This window comes from Nonomuraea sp. B208 (genome assembly GCF_057536035.1).
Map to the genome: position 1 here is coordinate 33,061 of NZ_BAAJOU010000013.1, position 20,181 is coordinate 53,241.

At 75.6% G+C, this 20,181-nt stretch carries 10 protein-coding genes; 7 read left to right on the forward strand and 3 right to left on the reverse strand.

Annotated elements, in window-relative coordinates:
* Positions 1–64 precede the first annotated feature (64 nt).
* Genes AC27IY_RS10490 through AC27IY_RS10500 form a run of 3 tightly spaced genes read right to left on the reverse strand, consistent with a single transcriptional unit; the run spans position 65 to position 12,140 of the window.
* Positions 65–235, reverse strand: coding sequence for an MbtH family protein (locus tag AC27IY_RS10490; RefSeq protein WP_329575292.1), 171 nt, complete (start codon positions 233–235; stop codon positions 65–67).
* Entirely contained in the window at positions 214–5,835 is a 5,622-nt protein-coding gene (locus AC27IY_RS10495) for an amino acid adenylation domain-containing protein (RefSeq protein WP_487177801.1), read from the reverse strand. Before AC27IY_RS10495 ends, AC27IY_RS10490 begins: the two co-directional genes overlap by 22 nt.
* On the reverse strand, positions 5,832–12,140 hold the full coding sequence (locus AC27IY_RS10500) for an amino acid adenylation domain-containing protein (RefSeq protein WP_487177802.1): 6,309 nt from the start codon (positions 12,138–12,140) through the stop codon (positions 5,832–5,834). The genes AC27IY_RS10495 and AC27IY_RS10500 overlap by 4 nt, the downstream gene beginning before the upstream one ends.
* A gap of 336 nt (positions 12,141–12,476) precedes the next feature.
* On the opposite strand from AC27IY_RS10500, the gene AC27IY_RS10505 reads away from it, so the two are divergent.
* From AC27IY_RS10505 to AC27IY_RS10535, 7 genes are read left to right on the forward strand one after another with little or no spacing between them, the layout of a single operon-like run.
* Positions 12,477–12,797 (forward strand): phosphopantetheine-binding protein, encoded by a 321-nt coding sequence (locus AC27IY_RS10505; RefSeq protein WP_177240931.1) that lies wholly within the window; start codon positions 12,477–12,479, stop codon positions 12,795–12,797.
* Complete coding sequence (locus tag AC27IY_RS10510) at positions 12,794–14,143, forward strand: glycosyltransferase (RefSeq protein ID WP_487177803.1); 1,350 nt, start codon at positions 12,794–12,796, stop codon at positions 14,141–14,143. The genes AC27IY_RS10505 and AC27IY_RS10510 overlap by 4 nt, the downstream gene beginning before the upstream one ends.
* Complete coding sequence (locus tag AC27IY_RS10515; RefSeq protein ID WP_487177804.1) at positions 14,140–15,636, forward strand: glycosyltransferase; 1,497 nt, start codon at positions 14,140–14,142, stop codon at positions 15,634–15,636. Before AC27IY_RS10510 ends, AC27IY_RS10515 begins: the two co-directional genes overlap by 4 nt.
* Positions 15,633–16,568: a thiamine pyrophosphate-dependent dehydrogenase E1 component subunit alpha gene (locus tag AC27IY_RS10520; RefSeq protein WP_344215625.1), complete on the forward strand. Its 936-nt coding sequence runs from the start codon at positions 15,633–15,635 to the stop codon at positions 16,566–16,568. The genes AC27IY_RS10515 and AC27IY_RS10520 overlap by 4 nt, the downstream gene beginning before the upstream one ends.
* Positions 16,565–17,569, forward strand: coding sequence for an alpha-ketoacid dehydrogenase subunit beta (locus AC27IY_RS10525; protein ID WP_364452877.1), 1,005 nt, complete (start codon positions 16,565–16,567; stop codon positions 17,567–17,569). The genes AC27IY_RS10520 and AC27IY_RS10525 overlap by 4 nt, the downstream gene beginning before the upstream one ends.
* Positions 17,566–18,732 carry a 2-oxo acid dehydrogenase subunit E2 gene (locus tag AC27IY_RS10530; RefSeq protein ID WP_487177805.1) on the forward strand — a complete coding sequence of 389 codons (1,167 nt, stop codon included), beginning with the start codon at positions 17,566–17,568 and terminating at the stop codon, positions 18,730–18,732. The genes AC27IY_RS10525 and AC27IY_RS10530 overlap by 4 nt, the downstream gene beginning before the upstream one ends.
* Entirely contained in the window at positions 18,729–20,108 is a 1,380-nt protein-coding gene (locus tag AC27IY_RS10535; RefSeq protein ID WP_487177806.1) for a condensation domain-containing protein, read from the forward strand. The genes AC27IY_RS10530 and AC27IY_RS10535 overlap by 4 nt, the downstream gene beginning before the upstream one ends.
* The last annotated feature ends 73 nt before the right edge of the window (positions 20,109–20,181 follow it).

Genomic DNA, 20,181 nt, shown 5'->3' on the forward strand with positions numbered 1-20,181 from the left:
GTCTGTGTGAGCGTTCCACACGATAGCCAATATCCGCTCGGATGGGCCGATCGGGACGGATGGGTCAGCGGGCGCTGAGGGGGCGCATGTCGGTCCAGACCTCCTCGATGTACGCCAGGCAGTCGTCCTTGCCGCCGCGGAACCCGGCCGCCCGCCAGCCGGCCGGCACGTCCCGGTCCGCGGGCCACACCGAGTACTGCTCCTCGTGGTTGATCACGACCTGGTAGTCATCCATGCGTCCTCCTTGACCGGCGCCCCGCGTTCGCGCAGGGCCTGGAAACCGATGAGGTCGTCGGGCAGCGCGTCGGGCACCAGCGCGTCGAAGTCCCACAGGACCCGCCGCCGCCTGGCGACCAGCACGCAGGCGGCGATGGCGGCGCCGAGCAGCACGTACAGCAGGCCGATGCCGCGGCCCTCGCCGGTGCCGATGACCCGGCCGACCGTGTCCGCGAGCGCGCCGCCGTCGGCGAGCAGCGGTTCGAGGAGGGACGTGCCGAGCGGCGCGACGACGGCGTACCCGATGGGCAGCGTCGAGAACGCCACGAGCTGGTTGAGCGCGAACACCCGCCCGTGGTAGCGCTGCGGGATCTTCACCTGCACGATCGTCGTGTAGACGCCGTTGAGCAGCGTCAGCGACAGGAACAGCCCGAACACCCCCGCCGTGACCACCACGAGGTCCGGCCGCGCGCCGATCACCACGGCCGAGATCGCCAGCGTCAGGGTGAACATGAGCTGCCCCCGGAAGCGCCGCACCCGCGGCCCGCCCCACACCGCCATGACGAGCCCGCCGACGAACACCCCGAGCCCGCCGGCGAACGACACCCGCCCCACGTCGGCGATCGTCCCCGACGACAGCACCAGCGGCGAGATCATCAGGAACAGCGCGGCCATGAACAGGTTGACCACGGCGAAGAACGTCACCATCCGCCGGAAGCCCTTGTTCCCCCACGAGTAGCGCAGCCCGTTGACCAGCTCGGCGGCCACCGTCTCGCGGCGGCGCAGCGCCATCGTGGCGGGGAAGCGGATGAGCAGCAGGCTGCCGATGGCGATCGCGTAGCTGATCACGTCGAGGGCCAGGATGCCCTCCAGGCCGATGAGCGACATCAGCCCGGCCGCGGCGAGCGGCACGACGAGCTGCGCCACGCCGTTGATCATGCCGACCACGCCGTTGGCGTGGCCGAGGAAACGTTTCGGCACGAGCTGCGGCACGGCCGACTGGTACGCCACCCGCTGGAACGCCAGGGCCACCGACAGGCCGACCAGCAGCGGGTAGATGTGCCACACCTGGAGGTTCCCGGTCCACAGCAGCAGGCCGAGCAGCAGTTGCGTGCCGAACGCGCCCACGTCGCCGAGCAGCATCACGCGGCGGCGGTCGCTGCGGTCCACGATGGTCCCGGCGAGCGGCGCGACGATCATGCCGGGCACCAGCGCCAGCACCGAGAACAGGGCGAAGTCGACGAGGGAGTCCGTGGTCAGGTAGATCCAGAGGGGGACGGCGAACTCGGTCAGCGCCGAGCCGATGATCGACACCGCCTGCCCGGCCGCGACCGCGAAGAAGCGCCGCATGCTGGGCCGCGGCCCGGCCGCCTCGCGCCGGTCCGGTGTCCCGGTCGCTCCGCGCCGGGGCGGGATCCCGGCGGCCGCCCTCGCCTCGACCGCCGGGACGCCCGCGGCCCGCGACCCGGCACCGGAGGAATCGTCGGGAAGCGCCCCGGACGACTCTCCGCCGGTCTCCCCGGGAAACGCCCCGGAGGACGTCTCGGGAAAGGCCTCCGGGGTCTCGCGGGAGACCCCCTCCAGCCACCACGTCCGCCCGCCGTCGCCGCGCTCCAGCCCGGCCGTCTCCCCGGAGGCGAGCGCGGTGTGCGTCCGGGTCAGGATCTCGGCCAGCTCCCCGGCCCGGTACTTGACGAAGAAGTGCGCGGCCTCGTCCAGCACCGCGCACGCGGTCACCGGCGACAGCACGTGCCACTCGCGGAAGCGCTCCTGGTAGAACTCCATGATCGGGTCCCGCTCCCCGGCCACGGCGATGACGGGCGCGCCGAGCCGGCCGCCGTCCTCCTCGAACAGCCGGGTGAAGTAGCGTTCGGCGGCCCGTGTGCCCTCCCGCCGGTTGCGGACGATCAGCCGCAGCTCCTCGGGGCTCAGGTCCGACACGTCGAGGCCGGCCGCCGTGAGCGCGTTGATCCGTCCCTGGTCGCCGCGCAGGTCGTCCAGGCGGTCCCGGAGCCGGGCCGTCCGCCCGCCCGGCCGGGCGAACGGGAAGATCCCGCCCAGGTAGACCGCCTCAACCTCGCGTCCCGAGTCCTGCAGCCGCCGCGCGATCTCGGCGGTGATCATCGCGCCGAGCCCGCAGTGCCCGTACAGCACGACCGGGCCCTCGATCCCGGTCAGGATCTCCTCGGCGCAGCGCCGCGCGACCTCCTCCGGCGGCATCGACTCCTCGCCGAGCTCGTGCCCGGGCACGGCGATCGAGTACAGCGCCCAGTCGCCGGGCAGGGCGTCGGCCAGCGGCTTGTAGATCACCGCGCTGCCGCCCCCGTACGGCGCGCACACCAGCGTGGCCGCCGTCGCGGCGCGCGCGGGCGTGAGCCGCCGCAGCAGCCCGCCGTCCCCTTCGCGGGCCCGCTCGTCCCCGGCGAGCAGCGCCGCCGTCTCCCTGACGGTGGTGTGCGTGAACAGGTCCATGAGCGTGACCCGACGCTCCGGCGCGATCCTGCGCAGCCGCGCCAGCACCCGCATGGCCAGCAGCGAGTGCCCGCCCAGCTCGAAGAAGTCGTCCAGCGCCCCCACCCGGGCGAGCCCGAGCACGTCGGCCCACACCGCCGCGACGGCCTCCTCGACCGGCCCGTCCGGCGGGACGAAGGCGGCGCCGTCGTCCGGGCGGTCGTCCTCGGGGTCGGGCAGCGCGGCGCGGTCGACCTTGCCGTGCGACTTCAGCGGCAGGTGGTCGAGCCAGACGTACCGGGCCGGGATCATGTAGTCGGGCAGCCGCTCGCGCAGCCAGGCACGCACCTCGGCGGCCGGCGCCCGCGCGCCGGCCTCCACCGGCAGCAGGTAGCCGACCAGGCGGTCCCCGCGCAGCTCGGCCACCGCCTGCGCCACCCCGGGGAACTCGGCGAGCACGGTCTCGACCTCGCCCAGCTCGACCCGGTACCCGCGGATCTTGACCTGCAGGTCGCGGCGGCCCAGGAACTGGAGCGTGCCGTCCGGCAGCCACCGCCCGAGGTCGCCGGTCCGGTACAGGCGGGCGCCCGGCGGGCCGTCAGGGTCGGGCACGAACCGCTCGGCGGTGAGCGCGGGCCGGCCCAGGTAGCCGCGGGCCAGCCGGGTCCCGCCGAGGCAGAGCTCGCCGACCACTCCCACGGGCACCGGCCGCAGCCGCTCGTCGAGCACCCGTACCCGCGCGCCGGGCAGCGGCCGGCCGATCGGCAGCGTCGTCTCCCGCGCCGGCGGCTCCGGGTCCACGGCGAACGTGGTGATGCCGACCGTCGCCTCCGTCGGCCCGTAGTGGTTGACGACGGCGCAGCGGCCGCGTCCCGGGGCCTCGTACGCCGCCAGCTCCCGCGCCCACGCCCACGAGGACGCCTCGCCGCCGAGGATCAGCAGCCGGCGCGGCAGCAGCTCGGCGGGCCCGGCCTCGGCGAGCAGCGCGGCCAGGTGCGACGGGGTGATCTTCAGGTAGTCGGCGGGGCTCGTCCGGAAGTGCTCGGCCAGCTCGCGCGCCGACGTACGGGACGGCAGCAGGTCGAGCCGGCCGCCGGTCATCAGCGCCAGATAGAAGATCGTCACCCCGAAGTCGAAGGCCAGCGACTGCGGCAGCGCGAACGACGCCCCGGGCTCGACGCCGAACCGCTCACGCACGCCCGCCAGGTACGTCACCACCTCCCGGTGCTGCACCGCGACCCCCTTGGGCCGCCCGGTGGTGCCGGAGGTGTAGATCACGTACGCGAGGTCCGACGGCCCGATCCCGGCCTCGGCGGGCGGGTCCCCGTCCGGCACCCGGCCGGGGTCGATCTCGATCAGGCCGGCGGGCAGCGCCCCGCGCGCCCCCTCCGAGGTGATCGCCGTGCGCACGCCGGCGTCCTCGACCAGGTACGTGAGCCGCGCGGCCGGCTGCTCGGGATCGAGCGGCACGTACGCCGCCCCGGCCGCCAGCACGCCGAGCAGCGCCACCGCCGTCCCCGCCGACTGCTCCAGGCACACCGCCACCCGATCGCCCGGCCGCACCCCGTGGGCGCGCAGGTGGGCGGCCAGCCGCCGGGCCCGTCCGGCCAGCTCGCGGTAGGTCAGCCGGTCGCCGCCGTAGGTCACGGCGGTCGCGTCCGGGGTCCGCCCGGCCTGCGCGAACACCAGCTCGTGCAGCAGCTCCGCCTCCGGAGGCGCGGGCGGCGCGGCGGTCTCCAGCGCGGCCAGCCGGGCCCGCGCGGCCTCCGGCAGGATCTCCAGGCCGGACACCGGCGTGCCCGGCGCGGCCACGGCCGAGCGCAGCAGCGCCTCCAGCGACTCCGCCATCCGCTCGGCCGTCCCGGCCTCGAACAGCGCCGTGTTGTAGACGAACGTCCCGTCCAGCCCGCCCCCGGCCGCCTGGTGCAGGTACAGGCTCAGGTCGAACCGGCTGGCCACGGTGTCGGCGTGGAACCACTCCAGCTCCAGCGGCCCCGCGTCCACCGGCCGGGCGGTGTAGTTCTGCAGCGCGAACATCACCTGGAACACCGCCGGCCGGCTGACGTCCCGCGTCACGTTCAGCTCGCCCACGAGCTGGTCGAACGGCAGCTCCTGGTGGGCGAACGCGTCCAGCGCCGTCTCCCGCACCCGCGACACCAGCCCGTCGAACGCCGGGTCGCCCGACAGGTCGGCCCGCAGCGCGAGGGTGTTGACGAACATGCCGACCAGGCCGTCCAGCTCCGGCAGCCCGCGCCCGCTCACCGGGCTGCCCACCGCGAACGAGCTCTGCCCCGACCACCGGCCGAGCAGCGCCTGGAACGCGGCGAGCAGCACCATGTACGGGGTCGCCCCGAGCGACTCGGCCAGCGCCCGCACCGCCCCGGCGAGCTCCGCGTCCAGCCGGAACCCGTGGGCCGCCCCCGCGAACGTCTGCTCCGCCGGGCGCGGCAGGTCCGTCGGCAGCTCCAGCGCCGGCACCCCGGCGAGCTGCGCCCGCCAGTAGTCCACGTCCGCCCGGTACGCGGCCGAGCCGGTGCGCTCGCGCTGCCAGAGCGCGTAGTCGCCGTACTGGACGGGCAGCGGCTCCGGCTCGCGGCCGGCCAGCAGCGTGAACAGCTCGCCGAGCACCACGTCCCAGCTCCACCCGTCGGCCACCGCGTGATGGGCCGCCAGCATGAGCACGTGGTCGTCACCGGCGTCCGAAGGGAGCCGGATCAGCAGGACCCGCAGCAGCGGGCCCGTCGCCAGGTCGAACGGCCGGGCCAGCTCCGCCGACACCAGCGTCCGCGCCTCCTCCGGCGTCCCGGCCGCCGCGACCAGGAACTCGGGCGCGGGCTCGGGGTCGATCACCAACTGCGGCGTGCCGTCCTCGGCGGTCGTGAACCGGCTGCGCAGGCTCTCGTGCCGGGCCGCCACCTCGCGCACCGCGCGGCGCAGCGCCCCTTCGTCCAGCTCGCCGGTCACCCGCGCGGTGCAGGAGACGGTGTAGGCGGCGGTGCCGGGCGCGTACTGCTCCAGGAACCACAGCCGCTCCTGCGCGTGCGACAGCGGCGGCGGCGTGCCGGGCGGGCGCGGCGGCACTGTGGTCGCGGCGGCCCGCCGCCGCAGCCGCTGGGCCAGCAGCGCCTGCTTGGCGGGCGACAGGCCGCCGGGGGAGAGCGTGGTCACAGTGCCTCCGTGGGGTCGAGCAGGCGCAGCGCCTCCTCCTCGGACAGGCCCTCCAGCTCGGCCAGCAGGATCTCCTCCGTCGCCGCCGCGAACCCGGCCAGCGTGCGATGCGTGAAGAACGTCCTGATCGGCACGTCCACGTCGACGGTGGCACGCAGCCGGGCGGCGGCCCGTACGGCCAGCAGGGAGTGGCCGCCGAGCCGGAAGAAGTCGTCGTCCACGCCGACCCTGGCGACGCCGAGCAGCTCGCCCCAGACCTCGGCGACCAGCGCCTCGGCGTCGGTGCGTGGGGCGACGTAGGCGGGTCGGGCGCCGGCCCCGGCGGTGCCGACGGTCGGCGCGGCGGGCAGGCGCTCCAGCCGCCCGTCCGGGTGCCGCCTGACCCGCTCACCGGTACGGATTCCGCCCCGCCACAGCTCCCCGACCGCGTCCGCCGGCACGGGACGACCCCACGGATCCAGCACCCGCTCGCCCGCTTCCGCCGGCCCGCGCGGTCCGTCCGGGGCGGGCAGTTCGGACAGGCGCAGGGAGGGGTCCTTCGCCACGGCTTCGAGCAGCGCCAGGAACCGGGCGGCCAGCCGGGCCGCGGTGGCCGCCGTCAGCACCGCCGCGTCGTGGTGGAAGGCCAGGACCAGGCCGTCGCCGTCCGGCCGGGCCTCCAGCGCCAGGTCGTAGGCGAGGTCGGCGGGGCTCGGGGCGAACGGTTCGCCGAAGGCGGCCTCCGGCGGGGCCTGCTCGCGCACCGTGAGCGTGGTCTGGAACAGCGGCTCGCGGCCGGGGTCCCGCTCCACGCCGAGCGCGGTGACGAGCCGTTCGGGGGAGAGGTCGGCGTGCTCGTCCGCCTCCCGCTCGGCCTCCCGCGTACGCCGCAGCAGCTCGGCGAAGCCGGGGTCGCCGGACAGGTCGCCGCGCAGCACCAGGTGCCGGGTGAGGTGCCCGGCGACCCGGGAGAGCTCGGGCCGCTCCCGTCCTGGCACCGGACGGCCGATCATGAACCCGGTCTGCCCGGCCTGCCGGGCCAGCAGCACCTGGTACGCGGCCAGCAGCACCGTGGAGAGCCCGCCCCCGGCGTCCGCGCCGAGCCGGCGCAGCTCCCCGGTCAGGTCGCCGCTCAGCCGCACCTCGTGGCACGCGGCGGTCCGGGAGGTGACGGCGGGCCGGGGCCGGTCCAGTGGCAGGTCGAGGACCGGGGCCCCGGCCAGCCGGGCGCACCACTGCTCCAGCGCCGGCTCGGCCAGCCGCTCGCGGCGCGCCCGCCACAGCGTGACGTCGCCCGCCTGCACGGGCGGCGGGGGGAGCTCCCGGCCCTCGTACAGCGCGGCCAGGTCGGCCAGCAGCATCGGCAGTGTCCATTCGTCGGCCGCGATAGGGTGCGCGGCCAGGCACAGCACGTGGTCGTCGGCGGCCAGCCGGATCAGCGCCGCCCGCACCGGCGGCGCCGCCCCCAGGTCGAACGGCTCATCGGCGATCCCCGCCACCAACTCCTCGGCGGTTCCCGGCCGCGCGGTCAGGTCGTGGCGGGTGAGCGGCAGGATGTGCCCGTCCAGGACGACGGCGCGCGGTCGCCCCTCGGCGTCGGACTCGTAGCGGGTGCGCAGCGCCTCGTGCCGGGCGGGCAGCGCCGCGACGGCGGCGGCCAGCGCGTCCTCGTCCAGAGGGCCGCGCAGCCGGCGCGCCTGGCTCAGGTGGCCGGAGGTGTCCCCCTCGAAATACGAGTGCAGGAACCAGAGCCGTTCCTGCGCGGGCGACAGCGGCGGCGCCGTCCCGGCCTCGCGGGGCCGCGGCGGGACGTCCTCGCCCGCCCGCGTCCCCGGCACGGGCAGCGCCGCGCGGTCGATCTTGCCGTTGGGGGTGAGGGGCAGCGCCTCCATGGGGACGACGAGCGAGGGGATCATGGCGGCGGGGAGCCGTTCGGCGAGGCGTTCCCGCACGTCGGCGGGGGCGTCGCCGGCGACGTAGGCGATGAGGGTGTCCTGGTGGACGGCGGCGACGGCCTGCCGGACGCCGGGCAGGTCCTCCAGCGCCGACTCGATCTCGCCCAGCTCGATGCGGTGCCCGCGGAGCTTGACCTGATTGTCGGTGCGGCCCACGTACTGGAGGGCGCCGTCGGTGCGCAGCCGTACGACGTCGCCGGTCCGGTAGAGCCGCCCGCCCGCCGCACCGAACGGGTCGGGGACGAACCGTTCGGCGGTGAGGCCGGGCCGGCGGTGGTAGCCGAGCGCCAGGCCGTGCCCGCCGAGGTGCAGCTCGCCGGTGTGCGCCGGCTCGCCGTGCTCGTCCAGCACGTAGACCTGGGTGTTGCCGATCGGGCGGCCGATGAGGACGTGCCCGGCGTCCGGCGGCACCTCCCACGCGGTGGACCAGATCGTCGTCTCGGTGGGGCCGTACACGTTGAACAGCCGTCCCGTACGCGCCCGCAGCTCGCGGGCCAGGGGCTCGCTGAGCGCCTCCCCGCCCGCCAGCGCGGTGACCTCGGGGGCGGTGAAGCCCCCGGCGAGCAGCACCCGCCATCCGGAGGGCGTGGCCTGCACGTGCGTGACGCCCTCGGCGCGGACCAGCCCGGCCAGCAGCGCCCCGTCCAGGGCCGCCTCCGGTCCGGCGATCACCGTACGGCCGCCGGTGACCAGCGGCAGGTACAGCTCCAGCCCCGAGATGTCGAACGACAGCGACGTGAGCGCCAGCCAGGCGTCGTCCTCGCCGGAGCCCAGGAGGTCGCGCATGGCGACGAGGAGGTTCAGCAGCGCCCGGTGCGGCACCACGACGCCCTTCGGGCGGCCGGTGGATCCGGAGGTGTAGAGCAGGTAGGCGGGATCGTCCGGCTTGATGGTCACATCCGGCTTTGCCGCACTGTATGCGGATAAATCAGCATCGAGGGACAGTGCGACGGCGGCGTCGACGGCGGGCAGGCGTTCCCGCAGCTCGTCAGGGACGAGCACCGCCCGCGCGCCGGAGTCCTCCAGCACGAACCGCACCCGCGCGTCCGGATAGTCCGGGTCGAGAGGGAGATAGGCGGCTCCGGCCTTGAGCACCGCGAGCATGGCGGCCAGGGTGCGGGCCGAGCGGCCGGCGTACAGGGCGACCACGTCCCCGCGTCCGACGCCGGCCTCGGCCAGGCGGCGGGCCAGGCGGTTGGCGGCGGCGTCCAGCTCGCCGTAGGTCCAGCGGGCCGCGCCGTCCACCACGGCCACCCGGCCCGAATCCTGCGCTTCGATCAGCGGCAGGAGGCCGGGCACGGCGGGCAGCGGCATGGCGGTGTCGTTCGGGCCGCGTACCAGCCGCTCCCGCTCCTCGCCCGTCACCCTGGTCAGCCGCGACAGGCGCGCCTCAGGGTCGGCCACGGCGGCGGTCAGCAACGCGGCGAAGCGGCGGGCCAGGCCCTCGACGGTCGCCGCGTCGAACAGCGCGGCCTCGTACCCGAAGACCAGGTCCAGCGCGCCCCCGGCGGGCCAGGCGTCGAGCGTCAGGTCGAAGCGCGCCGGCGCGTACGCGGCGTGGAACACCTCGGCCGTGGCCTCGCCCAGCCGCACCGGCGCGCCGTCGTCCTGCGTGTGCAGGATCATCAAGGTCCCGAACAGCTTCCGGCCGTCGCCCACCCCCAGCCGCTCCATCGGCACGTCCCTGTGCGTGAGCGCGCCGAGCACCGACTCCCTGGTCCGCGCCAGCAACTCGGTGAAGGCCGGGTCGCCCGACAGGTCGGCGCGCAGCGCCAGCGTGTCGGCCAGGAAGCCGACCAGCGGCTCCAGCTCCACCCGGTCCCGCCCGGCGACCGCCGTGCCGACCGTCAGGTCGTCCTGCCCGGCGTGCCGGCCCAGCAGCGCCTGGTACGCCGCGAGCAGCACCATGAACAGCGTCGTCCCCGTACGCCGGCCGAGCTCCTCCAGCGCCGCGACCGTCTCGCGCGGCAGCCGCGCCCGGTGGAAGGCGCCCCGCCGGACCAGGCCGGGGGAGCGGGGCCGGTCGGCGGGCAGCTCCAGCGGCGGCGCGCCCGCCAGCCGCTCCCGCCAGTACGCCAGCGCGGCCTCGCCCGCGCCCGCCGCCTCCCGCTCGCGCCGCCAGTGCACGACGTCCCCGTAGCCGACCGCCAGGGCGGGCAGCTCGCGGCCGGCGTAGCAGGCGGCCAGGTCGGACAGCAGCACGTTCTGCGACCAGCCGTCGCCGATCATGTGGCTGATCACCACGCACAGCACGTGCTCCGCCGCCGAGAGCCGGATCAGCGTGGCCCGCATCGGCGGCGCGGCGGCCAGGTCCAGGGGCGCGTTCACCCGTTCGGTCACCAGCCGCAGGGCCTCGGCCTCCCGCTCGTCCTCCGGCAGCGCCGACAGGTCCAGCCGCTCGACCGGCACCGGCCCCGGCGGCTCGACCACCGCGACCGGCATGCCGTCCACCTCGGGGAAGCGGGTGCGCAGCGGCTCGTGCCTGGCCGCGACGAAGGTCAGCGCGTCCGTCAGGCGGCCGGCGTCGAGGGGGCCGCGCAGCCGCCGCGCCAGATAGATGTTGTAGGAGGCGTCGTCGGGGTCGAGCCGGTACATGAACCACTGCCGCTCCTGGTTCGGCGACAGCGGCGGCGCGGTGCCCTCGGGGCGCGGCCGGAGCGGCACCGACGGGGCCGCCCGCTCCTCCAGCGCCCGCGCGAACCCCGCCACCGTCGGATGCTCGAACAGCGCCGCCACCGGCGCCTCGACGCCGAGCCGCCGGGTGATCCGCGCCGCCGCCCTGGCCGCCAGCAACGAGTGCCCGCCCAGCAGGAAGAAGTCGTCCTCCACCCCCAGCTCCGGGGGCAGGCCGAGGACCTCGGCGAAGACCTCCGCCACCGCCCGCTCGGCCGCTGTCCCCGGCGCGGCCCCCGCGCCCGCCTCCGGCGCGGCGGGCTCCGGCAGGGCCTTGCGGTCCACCTTCCCGTTGGGGGTGAGGGGCAGCGCCTCCATCGGTACGACGAGCGACGGGATCATGGCGGCGGGGAGCCGTCCGGCGAGGCGTTCCCGTACGTCGGCGGGGGCGTCGCCGACGAGGTAGGCGACGAGGGCGTCCCGGTGGACGGCGGCGACGGCCTGCTTGACGCCGGGCAGGTCCTCCAGCGCCGACTCCACCTCGCCCAGCTCGATGCGGTGCCCGCGCAGCTTGACCTGGGTGTCGGTACGCCCAAGGTAACGCAGCCCGCCGGGCTCCACGCGCACGAGGTCGCCGGTCCGGTAGAGCCGGCTCCCCGGAGGCCCGAACGGGTCGGGGACGAACCGCTCGGCGGTCAGGGCCGGGCGGCGGTGGTAGCCGAGTGCCAGGCCGTGGCCGCCGAGGTACAGCTCGCCGGTCTCCGCCGGGTCGCCGTGCTCGTCCAGGACGTGGACCTGGGTGTTCGCGATCGGGCCGCCGATGGAGACGTCCGTGGGCTCCTCGGGGACCTCCCACGCGGTGGACCAGATCGTCGTCTCGGTGGGGCCGTACACGTTGAACAGCCGTCCCGTACGCGCCCGCAGCTCGCGGGCCAGCGGCACGGTCAGCGCCTCGCCGCCGACCAGGGCCGTGACGTGCGGGTCGGCGTACCCGGCGGCCAGCAGCACCCGCCAGCCCGAGGGGGTGGCCTGCACGTGCGTGACGCCCTCGGCGCGGATCAGCCCGGCCAGCCGGTGTCCGTCGCGGGCGGCGGCGGGCTCGGCGATCACGGTCCGGCCGCCCGTGACGAGCGGCAGGTACAGCTCCAGCCCCGAGATGTCGAACGACAGCGACGTGAGCGCCAGCCAGGTGTCGTCCTCGCCGGAACGGAGCAGATCGCGCATGGCGACGAGGAAGTTCAGCAGCGCGCGATGCGGAATGGCGACGCCTTTGGGGCGGCCGGTGGATCCGGAGGTGTAGAGCAGGTAGGCAGGATCCATCGGATCAACCGCCACCTTTACATTTACCGCGCTATATGCGGATAAATCGTCGTCAAGGGATAAAGCGGACGCCGTGCTGCCCGTGGGCAGGCGTTCCCGCAGTTCGTCCGGCACCAGGACGGTCCGCGCTCCGGAGTCCTCCAGCACGAACCGCACCCGCGCGTCGGGATAGTCCGGGTCGAGAGGCAGGTAGGCGGCTCCGGCCTTGAGCACGGCGAGCATGGCGGCCAGGGTGCGGGCCGAGCGGCCGGCGTACAGGGCGACCACGTCCCCGCGCCCGACGCCGGCCTCGGCCAGGCGGCGGGCCAGGCGGTTGGCGGCGGCGTCCAGCTCGCCGTAGGTCCAGCGGGCCGCGCCGTCCACCACGGCCGGCCGGCCCGGGTCCTGCGCCTCGATCAGCGCCGTCATGGTGTCGTTCGGTTCGCGGAGTTCGCGCATGCGCCATCCTTCGTCGGACAGGCGGGGGACAGGCGGAATTCATGGGAACGCTCCCACGGCCTCGTCAGCGTAAGGAGGCTTTCCGGTTGTGGTCAACGACAGTTGAAAATTTGATGGAAATAACTCACGAAACCGGACGATAACCCTTCTAGCTGCGGTTCCTTACAAGCCAGTTTCGGAAACATTACAGAGACTGTTCCCTTGACAATGATGTGTCGTGATTCCAGGCTCGTCGTGGGGGCGTTCCCGGGGTCTGAATTGGGAGCGCTCCCAACAGGACAGCCCTGCCCTCTGAACCTCCGGAGTACGGCAATGACACCGACCGAGGAAGCCGTCATGGGGATCTGGACCGGTCTCCTGAGCACTCCTCCGCGCTCCCTCGCCGACGACTTCTTCGCGCTCGGCGCGCAGTCGCTCACGGTCGTGCGCTTCCTCGCGGAAGTGCAGGACAGGTACGGCGTGGAACTGCCCGTGGACGAGCTGTTCGCCGGTGACTTCACCGTCGCGGCGGCCGCCCGGCTCATCGACGAGACGCTGCTCGGCGAGATCTCCGAGGACCAGCTCGCCGAACTGCTCGACGAGCTGGAAGGCATGTCCGAGGACGAGGTGCGGGCCCTGCTCGACGAGGGCACCCCGCTCGGCGAGTCCTCGCCGTGACGCCCGGCGGCTCGCTCACCCGCGTCCTGCTGGTGGCGCACGGCAGCGACGGCGACGTGCTGCCGTTCGTCCGGCTGGGCGGCGTGCTGCGCGAGCGCGGGCACGACGTGACCCTGCTGACCCACGCCCCCTACCGGAGCCGGGTGGAGGCGGCGGGCCTCGACTTCGTCCCCATCGACACCCACGACGCCTACGCCCGCTACGCCGCCGACACCGCCCTCCTCCCCGACGGCCTCGGCACCCTCGACTGGCTGTCGTTCTACCGGCGCAACCGGCTGTTCGAGCAGTTCGCGGCCGAATGCCGGGCGCTCGCGGCCCGGGTGATCCCGGGGCGGACCGTCCTCGCCGGGCGGCACACCTCAGCGCTGTCGGTCCTCGCCGTACGCGAGCTGACCGGCGCGCCGGCGGCGTGGATCGCCGTCGCGCCGATCCAGCCCCTGGCCGCCGAGGTCGCCCGCCACCTGCACCAGCACGTACTCGCGCCCGGCATCGACGCGGTGCGCGGCGACCTCGGGCTGCCCCGCGTACGCGACTGGCGGGCCTGGTTCTCCTCCGCCGACCTGCGGCTCGGGCTCTGGCCGCGCTGGTTCGACGAGGCCGGCCCGGCCACCGGTCCCGCGACCCGGCTGACCGGCTTCCCGCTGCCCGACGACGGCGCGGCGGACCCCGTGCCCGCCGAGGCGGCCGCGCTGCTGAGCGGGACGGTACGGCCCGTGCTGATCACCGGGGGTACCGGGCGCATGCTGCGGCCCGGGTTCCACGACGCCGCGCTGGCCGGCTGCCGGCGGGCCGGGCTGCCCGCGCTGCTCGTCGCCCCGCACGACGAGACGGTCCCCCGGCCGCTGCCGCCCCACGCGCGGCGCTTCGCGCGGCTGCCGTTCCGCGAGGTCGTCCCCCAGGTCGCGGCGGTGCTCCACCACGGCGGGATCGGCACGCTGACCCGAGCGCTCGCGGCCGGAACCCCGCAGGTGATCCTCGCCCACGGGGCCGACCGGCCCGACAACGCGGCCCGGCTGGAGCAGCAGGGACTCGCCCGGTGGCTGCCCGAGGAACGCTGGGACGCCGGCGAGGTGGCCGGGGCGCTGAACGCGGCCCTCCGCGACGGCCGCCACCCGCCCAGAACGGGACCCCGCGACGCCGCCGACGGCCTCGCCCTGGCCGCCGCCCACCTCGAACGCCTCCTCCACGCCCCGGCCCGTCTCGGCGACCCCCTTCCCGATCAGGAGCCGCGGGGTGAGGCCGGGCGCGGGGACACGGCGAGACGGCTGGCCGCGCTGCCCGCCGAGCGGCGCAGGCTGGTGGCCGCGCGCCTGCGGCGGCGGGCGGCCGAGCAGGAGGCGTCGTGAGGATCCTGCTGGCGCAGAACCTGATCCACCTGCCGTCCCACGGTGGGGCCAACAAGTCGAACCGCCTCCTCATGGAGCGCCTCGCCGCCCGCGGCCACGAGGTGCACGTGGTGTCCCCCCTCTCCGGCGCCCTCGCCACCGCCCCATCGCCGGTTCCCGGCACCGGCCCGTCGCCGGTTCCCGGCACCGGCCCATCGCCGGTTACCGGCACCGGCCCGTCGCCGGTTCCCGGCACCGGCCCGTCGCCGGTTCCCGCCAGCGGCCCGTCGCCGGTCTCCGGGGCCGGCGCGTCGTCCGGCACTGGCCCGTCGTCCGGCACCGGCGCGTCGTCCGGCATCGGCGCGTCCTCCGGCATCGACGCGTCGTCCGGTGCCGGTGCTTCACTCGCCCTCGACGAGCTGACCCGCCGGGGTGCCACGCTGGTCACGTCCGACGACCCTGACGAGGTCACCTACCTGCACCGCGGGGTCGTCGTCCATGCCGTGACCGATCCGGCCGCGCTGCCCCGGCGGATCGCGGAGGTGGCGGCGCGGCTCGTGCCCGACTGGACGCTGGTCCCGTCCGACGACCCCGGCCTGGTGGTCCTGGGCGCGGCGCTGCGGGCCACCCCCGGCCGGGTCGTCTACCTGGTCCACACCCTTCAGCAGCTCCCTTTCGGCCCCGGCGCGTTCTACCCGAGCGCGGCCGGCACCCGGATGGTCCGCCGCGCCGCCGGGGTCGTTTCGGTCAGCCGCGCGGCGCGGGACTACTGCCTGCGGCACGCCGGCCTGCACTCCACCGTGATTTATCCGCATATATACGGTGACGCCGCCCCGCCAGCGGCGGCCCCCACCGCCCCGTACGTCACCATGATCAACCCCTGCGCCTACAAGGGCCTGCCGATCCTCCTCGGCCTCGCCGACGCCTGCCCCGCCGTCACCTTCCAGGCCGTCCCTACCTGGGGCGCCACCGCCGACGAGCGCGCGGCCCTGGCCAGCCGCCCCAACATCCGCCTCACCCCGCCCGCCGACGACCTCGGCCCGATCCTGGCCGGCGCCCGCGTCCTGCTCATGCCCTCCCTCTGGGACGAGACCTTCGGCTACACCTGCGTCGAGGCAATGCTGCGCGGCGTCCCCGTCCTCGCCGCCGACGTGGGCGGCCTGGCGGAGGCCAAGCGCGGCGTGCCGTACCTGCTGCCGGTCGCCCCCATCGAGCGGTACGAGGCCGCCCCCGGCCACGCCCGCCCCGTCCCGGTCGTGCCCGCCCAGGACCTGACCCCGTGGCTGGCCGCCCTGCGCCGGCTCATGGACGACCCCGCCCACCACGCCACGCTGGCCGAACGCTCCGCGGACGCCGCCCGCGCGTTCGTCCGCGGCCTGGACCCGGACGCGCTGGAGACGTACCTGACCGCGCTGAGCCCGGCGGCCGGGAAAGAGCGGCAGGACCCGCACCGGCGGGCCGCGCTGGCGAGGCTCGCCGCCGCCCGCGCCGCCGCGAAGGGAGCAGCCCGATGACCGGCACGATCGTCGAAGGCGTCGAGCACGGCCGCCCGAGCCCGCCCGCCCCCGGCGACCTCGACCGCCTGCTGCTCATCAGGCACTTCGAGAACGCCCTGCTCCGGCTGTTCGGCGAGGGCCTGCTCAGCGGCACCACGCACACCTGTCTCGGCCAGGAGCACGTCCCGGTCGCGCTCAACCCCCTCCTGCGCGAGGACGACTTCACCTTCAGCCACCACCGCGGCCACGGCCACTTCCTGGCCCGCTACGGCGAGGAGGCCGGCGCGCTGCTCGCCGAGATCATGGGCCGCAGGGGCGCGCTCTGCGACGGGGTGGGCGGCAGCCAGCACATCTACCACCGCACGTTCATGTCCACCGGGGTGCAGGGCGAGAGCCTGCCGGTCGCGGTCGGCATGGCGCTGCGGCTGCGCAGGGCCGGGCACGGCGCGCTGGCCTGCGCCTACCTCGGCGACGGCACGTGGGGCGAGGGCTCGGTCTACGAGGCGCTCAACCTGGCCGCGCTGTGGGGCGCGCCGCTGCTGGTCGTCGTGGAGAACAACGGCATCGCCCAGTCCACGCCCACCGAGCGCGGCATGGCCGGCACGATCGAGGGCCGGGTGGCCGGGTTCGGCATCCCGTACCTGCGGATCGACTCGATCGACCTGGCCGCCGTGCGGGCCGCGCTGGCCGGGCCGGTCGCCGCCGTCAGGAAGGACGCGTTCCCGCTGGTGGTCGAGTTCGTGACGCGGCGGCTCGGGCCGCACAGCAAGGGCGACGACACGCGCACCGCCGACGAGCTGCGGCGGGCCAGGGCCGGCGACTGGTACGAACGCTACGCCGCCGCCTTCCCGCGCCGCTTCGCCGAGGCCGACGCGACCTGGCGGCGGCACGTGGACGACCTGGTCGCCGAGGTCTCGGCGCGGCCCCCGGCGCAGTGGACGGTGCGATGAGGGAGCCCGTCCGCGCGGAGCGGGTGTCGGAGCACCTGAACCGCGCGCTGCACGACGTCCTGGCCGCCGACCCCGCCGTCCACGTGCTGGGCGAGGACATCGCCGACCCGTACGGGGGCGCGTTCAAGATCACGAAGGGGCTGTCGTCGCGGTTCGGCGAGCGGGTGCGCTCCACCCCGATCAGCGAGGCCGCCATCGTCGGCGCGGGCGCCGGGCTGGCGCTGGGCGGCGACAAGGCCATCGTCGAGATCATGTTCGCCGACTTCGCCGGGCTCGCCTTCGACCAGCTCGTGAACTTCGCCAGCAAGTCGACCGCCATGTACGGCCGCCCGGTCCCGATGCCGCTGGTCGTCCGCTGCCCGTCGGGCGGCCGGCGCGGCTACGGGCCGACGCACAGCCAGAGCCCGCAGAAGCACTTCCTCGGCGTCCCCGGGCTCTCGGTGCTGGAGCTGACCCCGTTCCACGACGCCCGCGCCCTGCTGGAGGACGCCTTCGCCGCCGGCCGGCCCGCCCTGCTGTTCGAGGACAAGGTGCTCTACACGCGGCGCATGTTCCGCGACGGCGTCGTGGACGAGCTGTTCCGGTACGAGCTCGTGGACGGCCTCGCCCGCGTGGCCGTCGAGGGCGTGGACGGCCACGACTGCACGATCATCGCCCCCGGCGGCATGGCGCACCGGGCGCTGGAGGCGATGCGGGAGCTGCTGCTGGAGCACGACGTGCTGTGCGAGCTGCTGGTGCCCGCCCGGCTCTACCCGTTCGACCTCGGGGGCGTGCTGCCGCGTGGCCGGCACGTGTGCGTCGCCGAGGACGGCGCGGCCGGGGCCACGTGGGGCGCGGAGGTGGCGACCCGGCTGTACCCCGTCCTCTGGGAGCGGCTGGAGCGGCCGATCACGCTCGTCAGCGCGGCCGACAGCGTCATCCCCGCGGCGCCCCACCTGGAGCACGAGGTGCTCGTGCACGCCGACACCATCCGCCTGGCCGTCCTGGAGGCGCTGGCATGAACGCGGTCGTCGTCCCCAAGATCAACAGCAATGACGCTCGCTACCTGCTGGTGGAGTGGGTGGCCGGCGACGGGGCCACGGTGCGGCCCGGCGACGTCCTGGCCCTCATCGAGACCTCCAAGACCGTGGAGGAGTTGGCCGCCGAGCGTGGGGGCGTGCTGCGGCACCGGGTGGCGGCGGGCGCCGAATGCCTGCCCGGCCAGACCATCGCCGACCTCGCGGACCCCGCCGACCCGGCCGTGCCCGCTTCCGGGGGCGCGCCGGCGGGCGAGGACCCGCCGGAGGACGGGGTGGTGATCACCGCGCCGGCCCGCCGGCTGATGGCCGAGCTCGGGATCGGCGAGGACGCCGTACGCGCCCTCGGCAGGAAGATCATCCGCCGCGACGACGTGACCGCCCTCGCCCGGCCCGCCCGAACCCAGCCCGCCCCCGTCGAATCCGCCGTCGAATCCGCCCCCTCCGACCCCGATGCCGAGGAGATCATCTTGCCTGTGTCGCAGCGCCGGGTCGCCGACGTGGTGGCCCGCGCCCACCGGGAGGTCCCGGCCGCCTACACCGTCGTCAAGGTCGACGTGGAGGACGCCCTGCGGCTCGCCCGCGAGCTCACCCCCGCCCTGCGCACCCTGATCGGCCTGCCGGAGCTGCTGGTCAAGGCCGTGGCGGGACTGGCGGGCCGGTTCGAGCTGCTGTTCGCCACGCCGGTCGGCCCCGGCCGGGTACGCCGCGCCGCCACCGCGCACGTCGGCGTGACCATGGACGTCGGCAAGGGCCTGTCCGTGCCCGTCGTCCACGACGCCACCGGCCGCACGCTGCGCGAGATCTCGAAGACGCTGATGGCGTACCGGATGGCGGCGCTGCGCGGCGGCCTGCGCGAGGAGGACCTGTCCGGCGGCAACATCACGCTCACCCTGCACAACGAGAGCACGGTCACGCTGGCCGTCCCCATCGTCTTCCCCGGCCAGCTCTGCGCCCTGTCCCTCGCCGCCCCGCAGCAGGAGCTCGTCCCCGCGGAGGGACCGGCCGGGTTCGCCGTCCGGCACACCGTGCACCTCGGTCTCGCCTACGACCACCGCTACGTCAACGGCCACGACGCGATCGTCTTCCTCGACGCGCTCCGCGCCGCGCTCGAAGCGCCGGCCGGCCTGGCCGCGGACCCCACGTGACGGGCCCGAGCCAGGTGCCCGCCGACCGGCGGGAGCTGATGGCCCGGCTGCTCGCCCGCAAGGCCGCCGCCGCGGCCGTCCCCGTCCTGCCGCGCACCGGCGAGCCGATGGAGTGCTCGCACGAGCAGCGCCGCGGCTGGCTGGCCGCCCGCGCCGCCCCGGAGACCGCGCCGCCGAACGTCACCCTGGGCCTCGCCCTGACCGGCGAGCTGGACCTGCCGCGCCTCGCCGCCGCGCTCGCCGCGCTGGTGTCCAGGCACGAGGCGCTCCGCACCCGGTACGTCGCCGCCGACGGCCTCCCGCGCCAGGTGATCCGCCCGGCCCAGCCGGTGCCGCTGGAGCTCGTGGACCTCACCTGCCTGCCGGAGCCCGAACGCGAGCCCGAGGCGCTGGCCCTCGCCCTGGCGGCGGCGGGGGAGCGGTTCGACCTGGAGCGCGGGCCGCTGCTGCGGCTCACCGTGTACCGCGTCGGGCCGCTCGAACACCGCCTCCTCCTGGTCTGCCAGCACATCGCCTGCGACGGGGCCGGCGTGGCGCTGGTCGCGGCCGACCTCGCCGCCGCCTACGCGGGCGAGGAGCTGCCGCCGCCGCCCGCCCCCCAGTACGCCGACTACGCCGCCTGGTCGGTGCGCCGGGCGGCCGAGCGGGCGCCGAAGCGGCTGCCGTACTGGAGGGAACGCCTGGCCGGCATCGAGCCCCTGTTCCCGCGCCTGCCCGCGCTCCCGCCCACCGCCGGCCCGATGTCGGCCACGGCGCGGGTGCGGGTCGGGCGGGCCGTCGTGGAGCGGCTGCGCGGCGGAGGGGGCGACGGCCCGGCGGGGGGCGGGCCCGTCACGACCTTCGCCGCGCTGCTGGCCGCGTACCTGGTGCTGCTGCACGAGATCAGCGGCCGGAACGACCTCGTGACAGGCGCCGTCACCTCCGGCCGTGGCCGCCGCGAGCTGGAGCCGGTCGTCGGCTCGTTCGTCAACCTGGTGCCGCTGCGCGTCGGGCTGGACGGCCTGACCGGCTTCCCCGCCCTGCTCGCCCGCGTCCGCGAGAGCGTGGCGGGGGCGCTCGCCAACGAGATCCCGTTCGACGCGCTCGTCGCCGGGCTCGGGGCGCATCGGCTGCCCGGCGTGCACCCCTCCTTCCAGGCGGCCTTCGTGCACCGGGGCGATCCCGCGCCGCCGGCCGGCTGGGCCGGTCTCGACGTACGCGTGTGGGAGCACGAGGTGGACGACGGCGGCTTCGACCTCGCGCTCACGGCGACGCCGCGCGGCGGGACGCACGAGCTGGCGCTGACCGGCCGCCTGGCCCGCTTCACCGCCGCCGACCTGGCCGTACTCGCCAAACGCCTGGCCGCTGTCGTGGAGCGCCCGTCCCTGCCGTACTGACCTGGCCACCCGGCGCGCGACTGCCGCAACGGCGAGGCTCGGCTACAGTGGATGAAATCGGTCAAATGTCTAC

Bases quoted from the DNA above. Each gene is read 5' to 3' on its own strand.
- AC27IY_RS10490 (WP_329575292.1), bottom strand. From the start codon at position 235: ATGGATGACTACCAGGTCGTGATCAACCACGAGGAGCAGTACTCGGTG.
- AC27IY_RS10500 (WP_487177802.1), bottom strand. From the start codon at position 12,140: ATGCGCGAACTCCGCGAACCGAACGACACCATGACGGCGCTGATCGAG.
- AC27IY_RS10505 (WP_177240931.1), top strand. From the start codon at position 12,477: ATGGGGATCTGGACCGGTCTCCTGAGCACTCCTCCGCGCTCCCTCGCC.
- AC27IY_RS10520 (WP_344215625.1), top strand. From the start codon at position 15,633: ATGACCGGCACGATCGTCGAAGGCGTCGAGCACGGCCGCCCGAGCCCG.
- AC27IY_RS10525 (WP_364452877.1), top strand. From the start codon at position 16,565: ATGAGGGAGCCCGTCCGCGCGGAGCGGGTGTCGGAGCACCTGAACCGC.
- AC27IY_RS10530 (WP_487177805.1), top strand. From the start codon at position 17,566: ATGAACGCGGTCGTCGTCCCCAAGATCAACAGCAATGACGCTCGCTAC.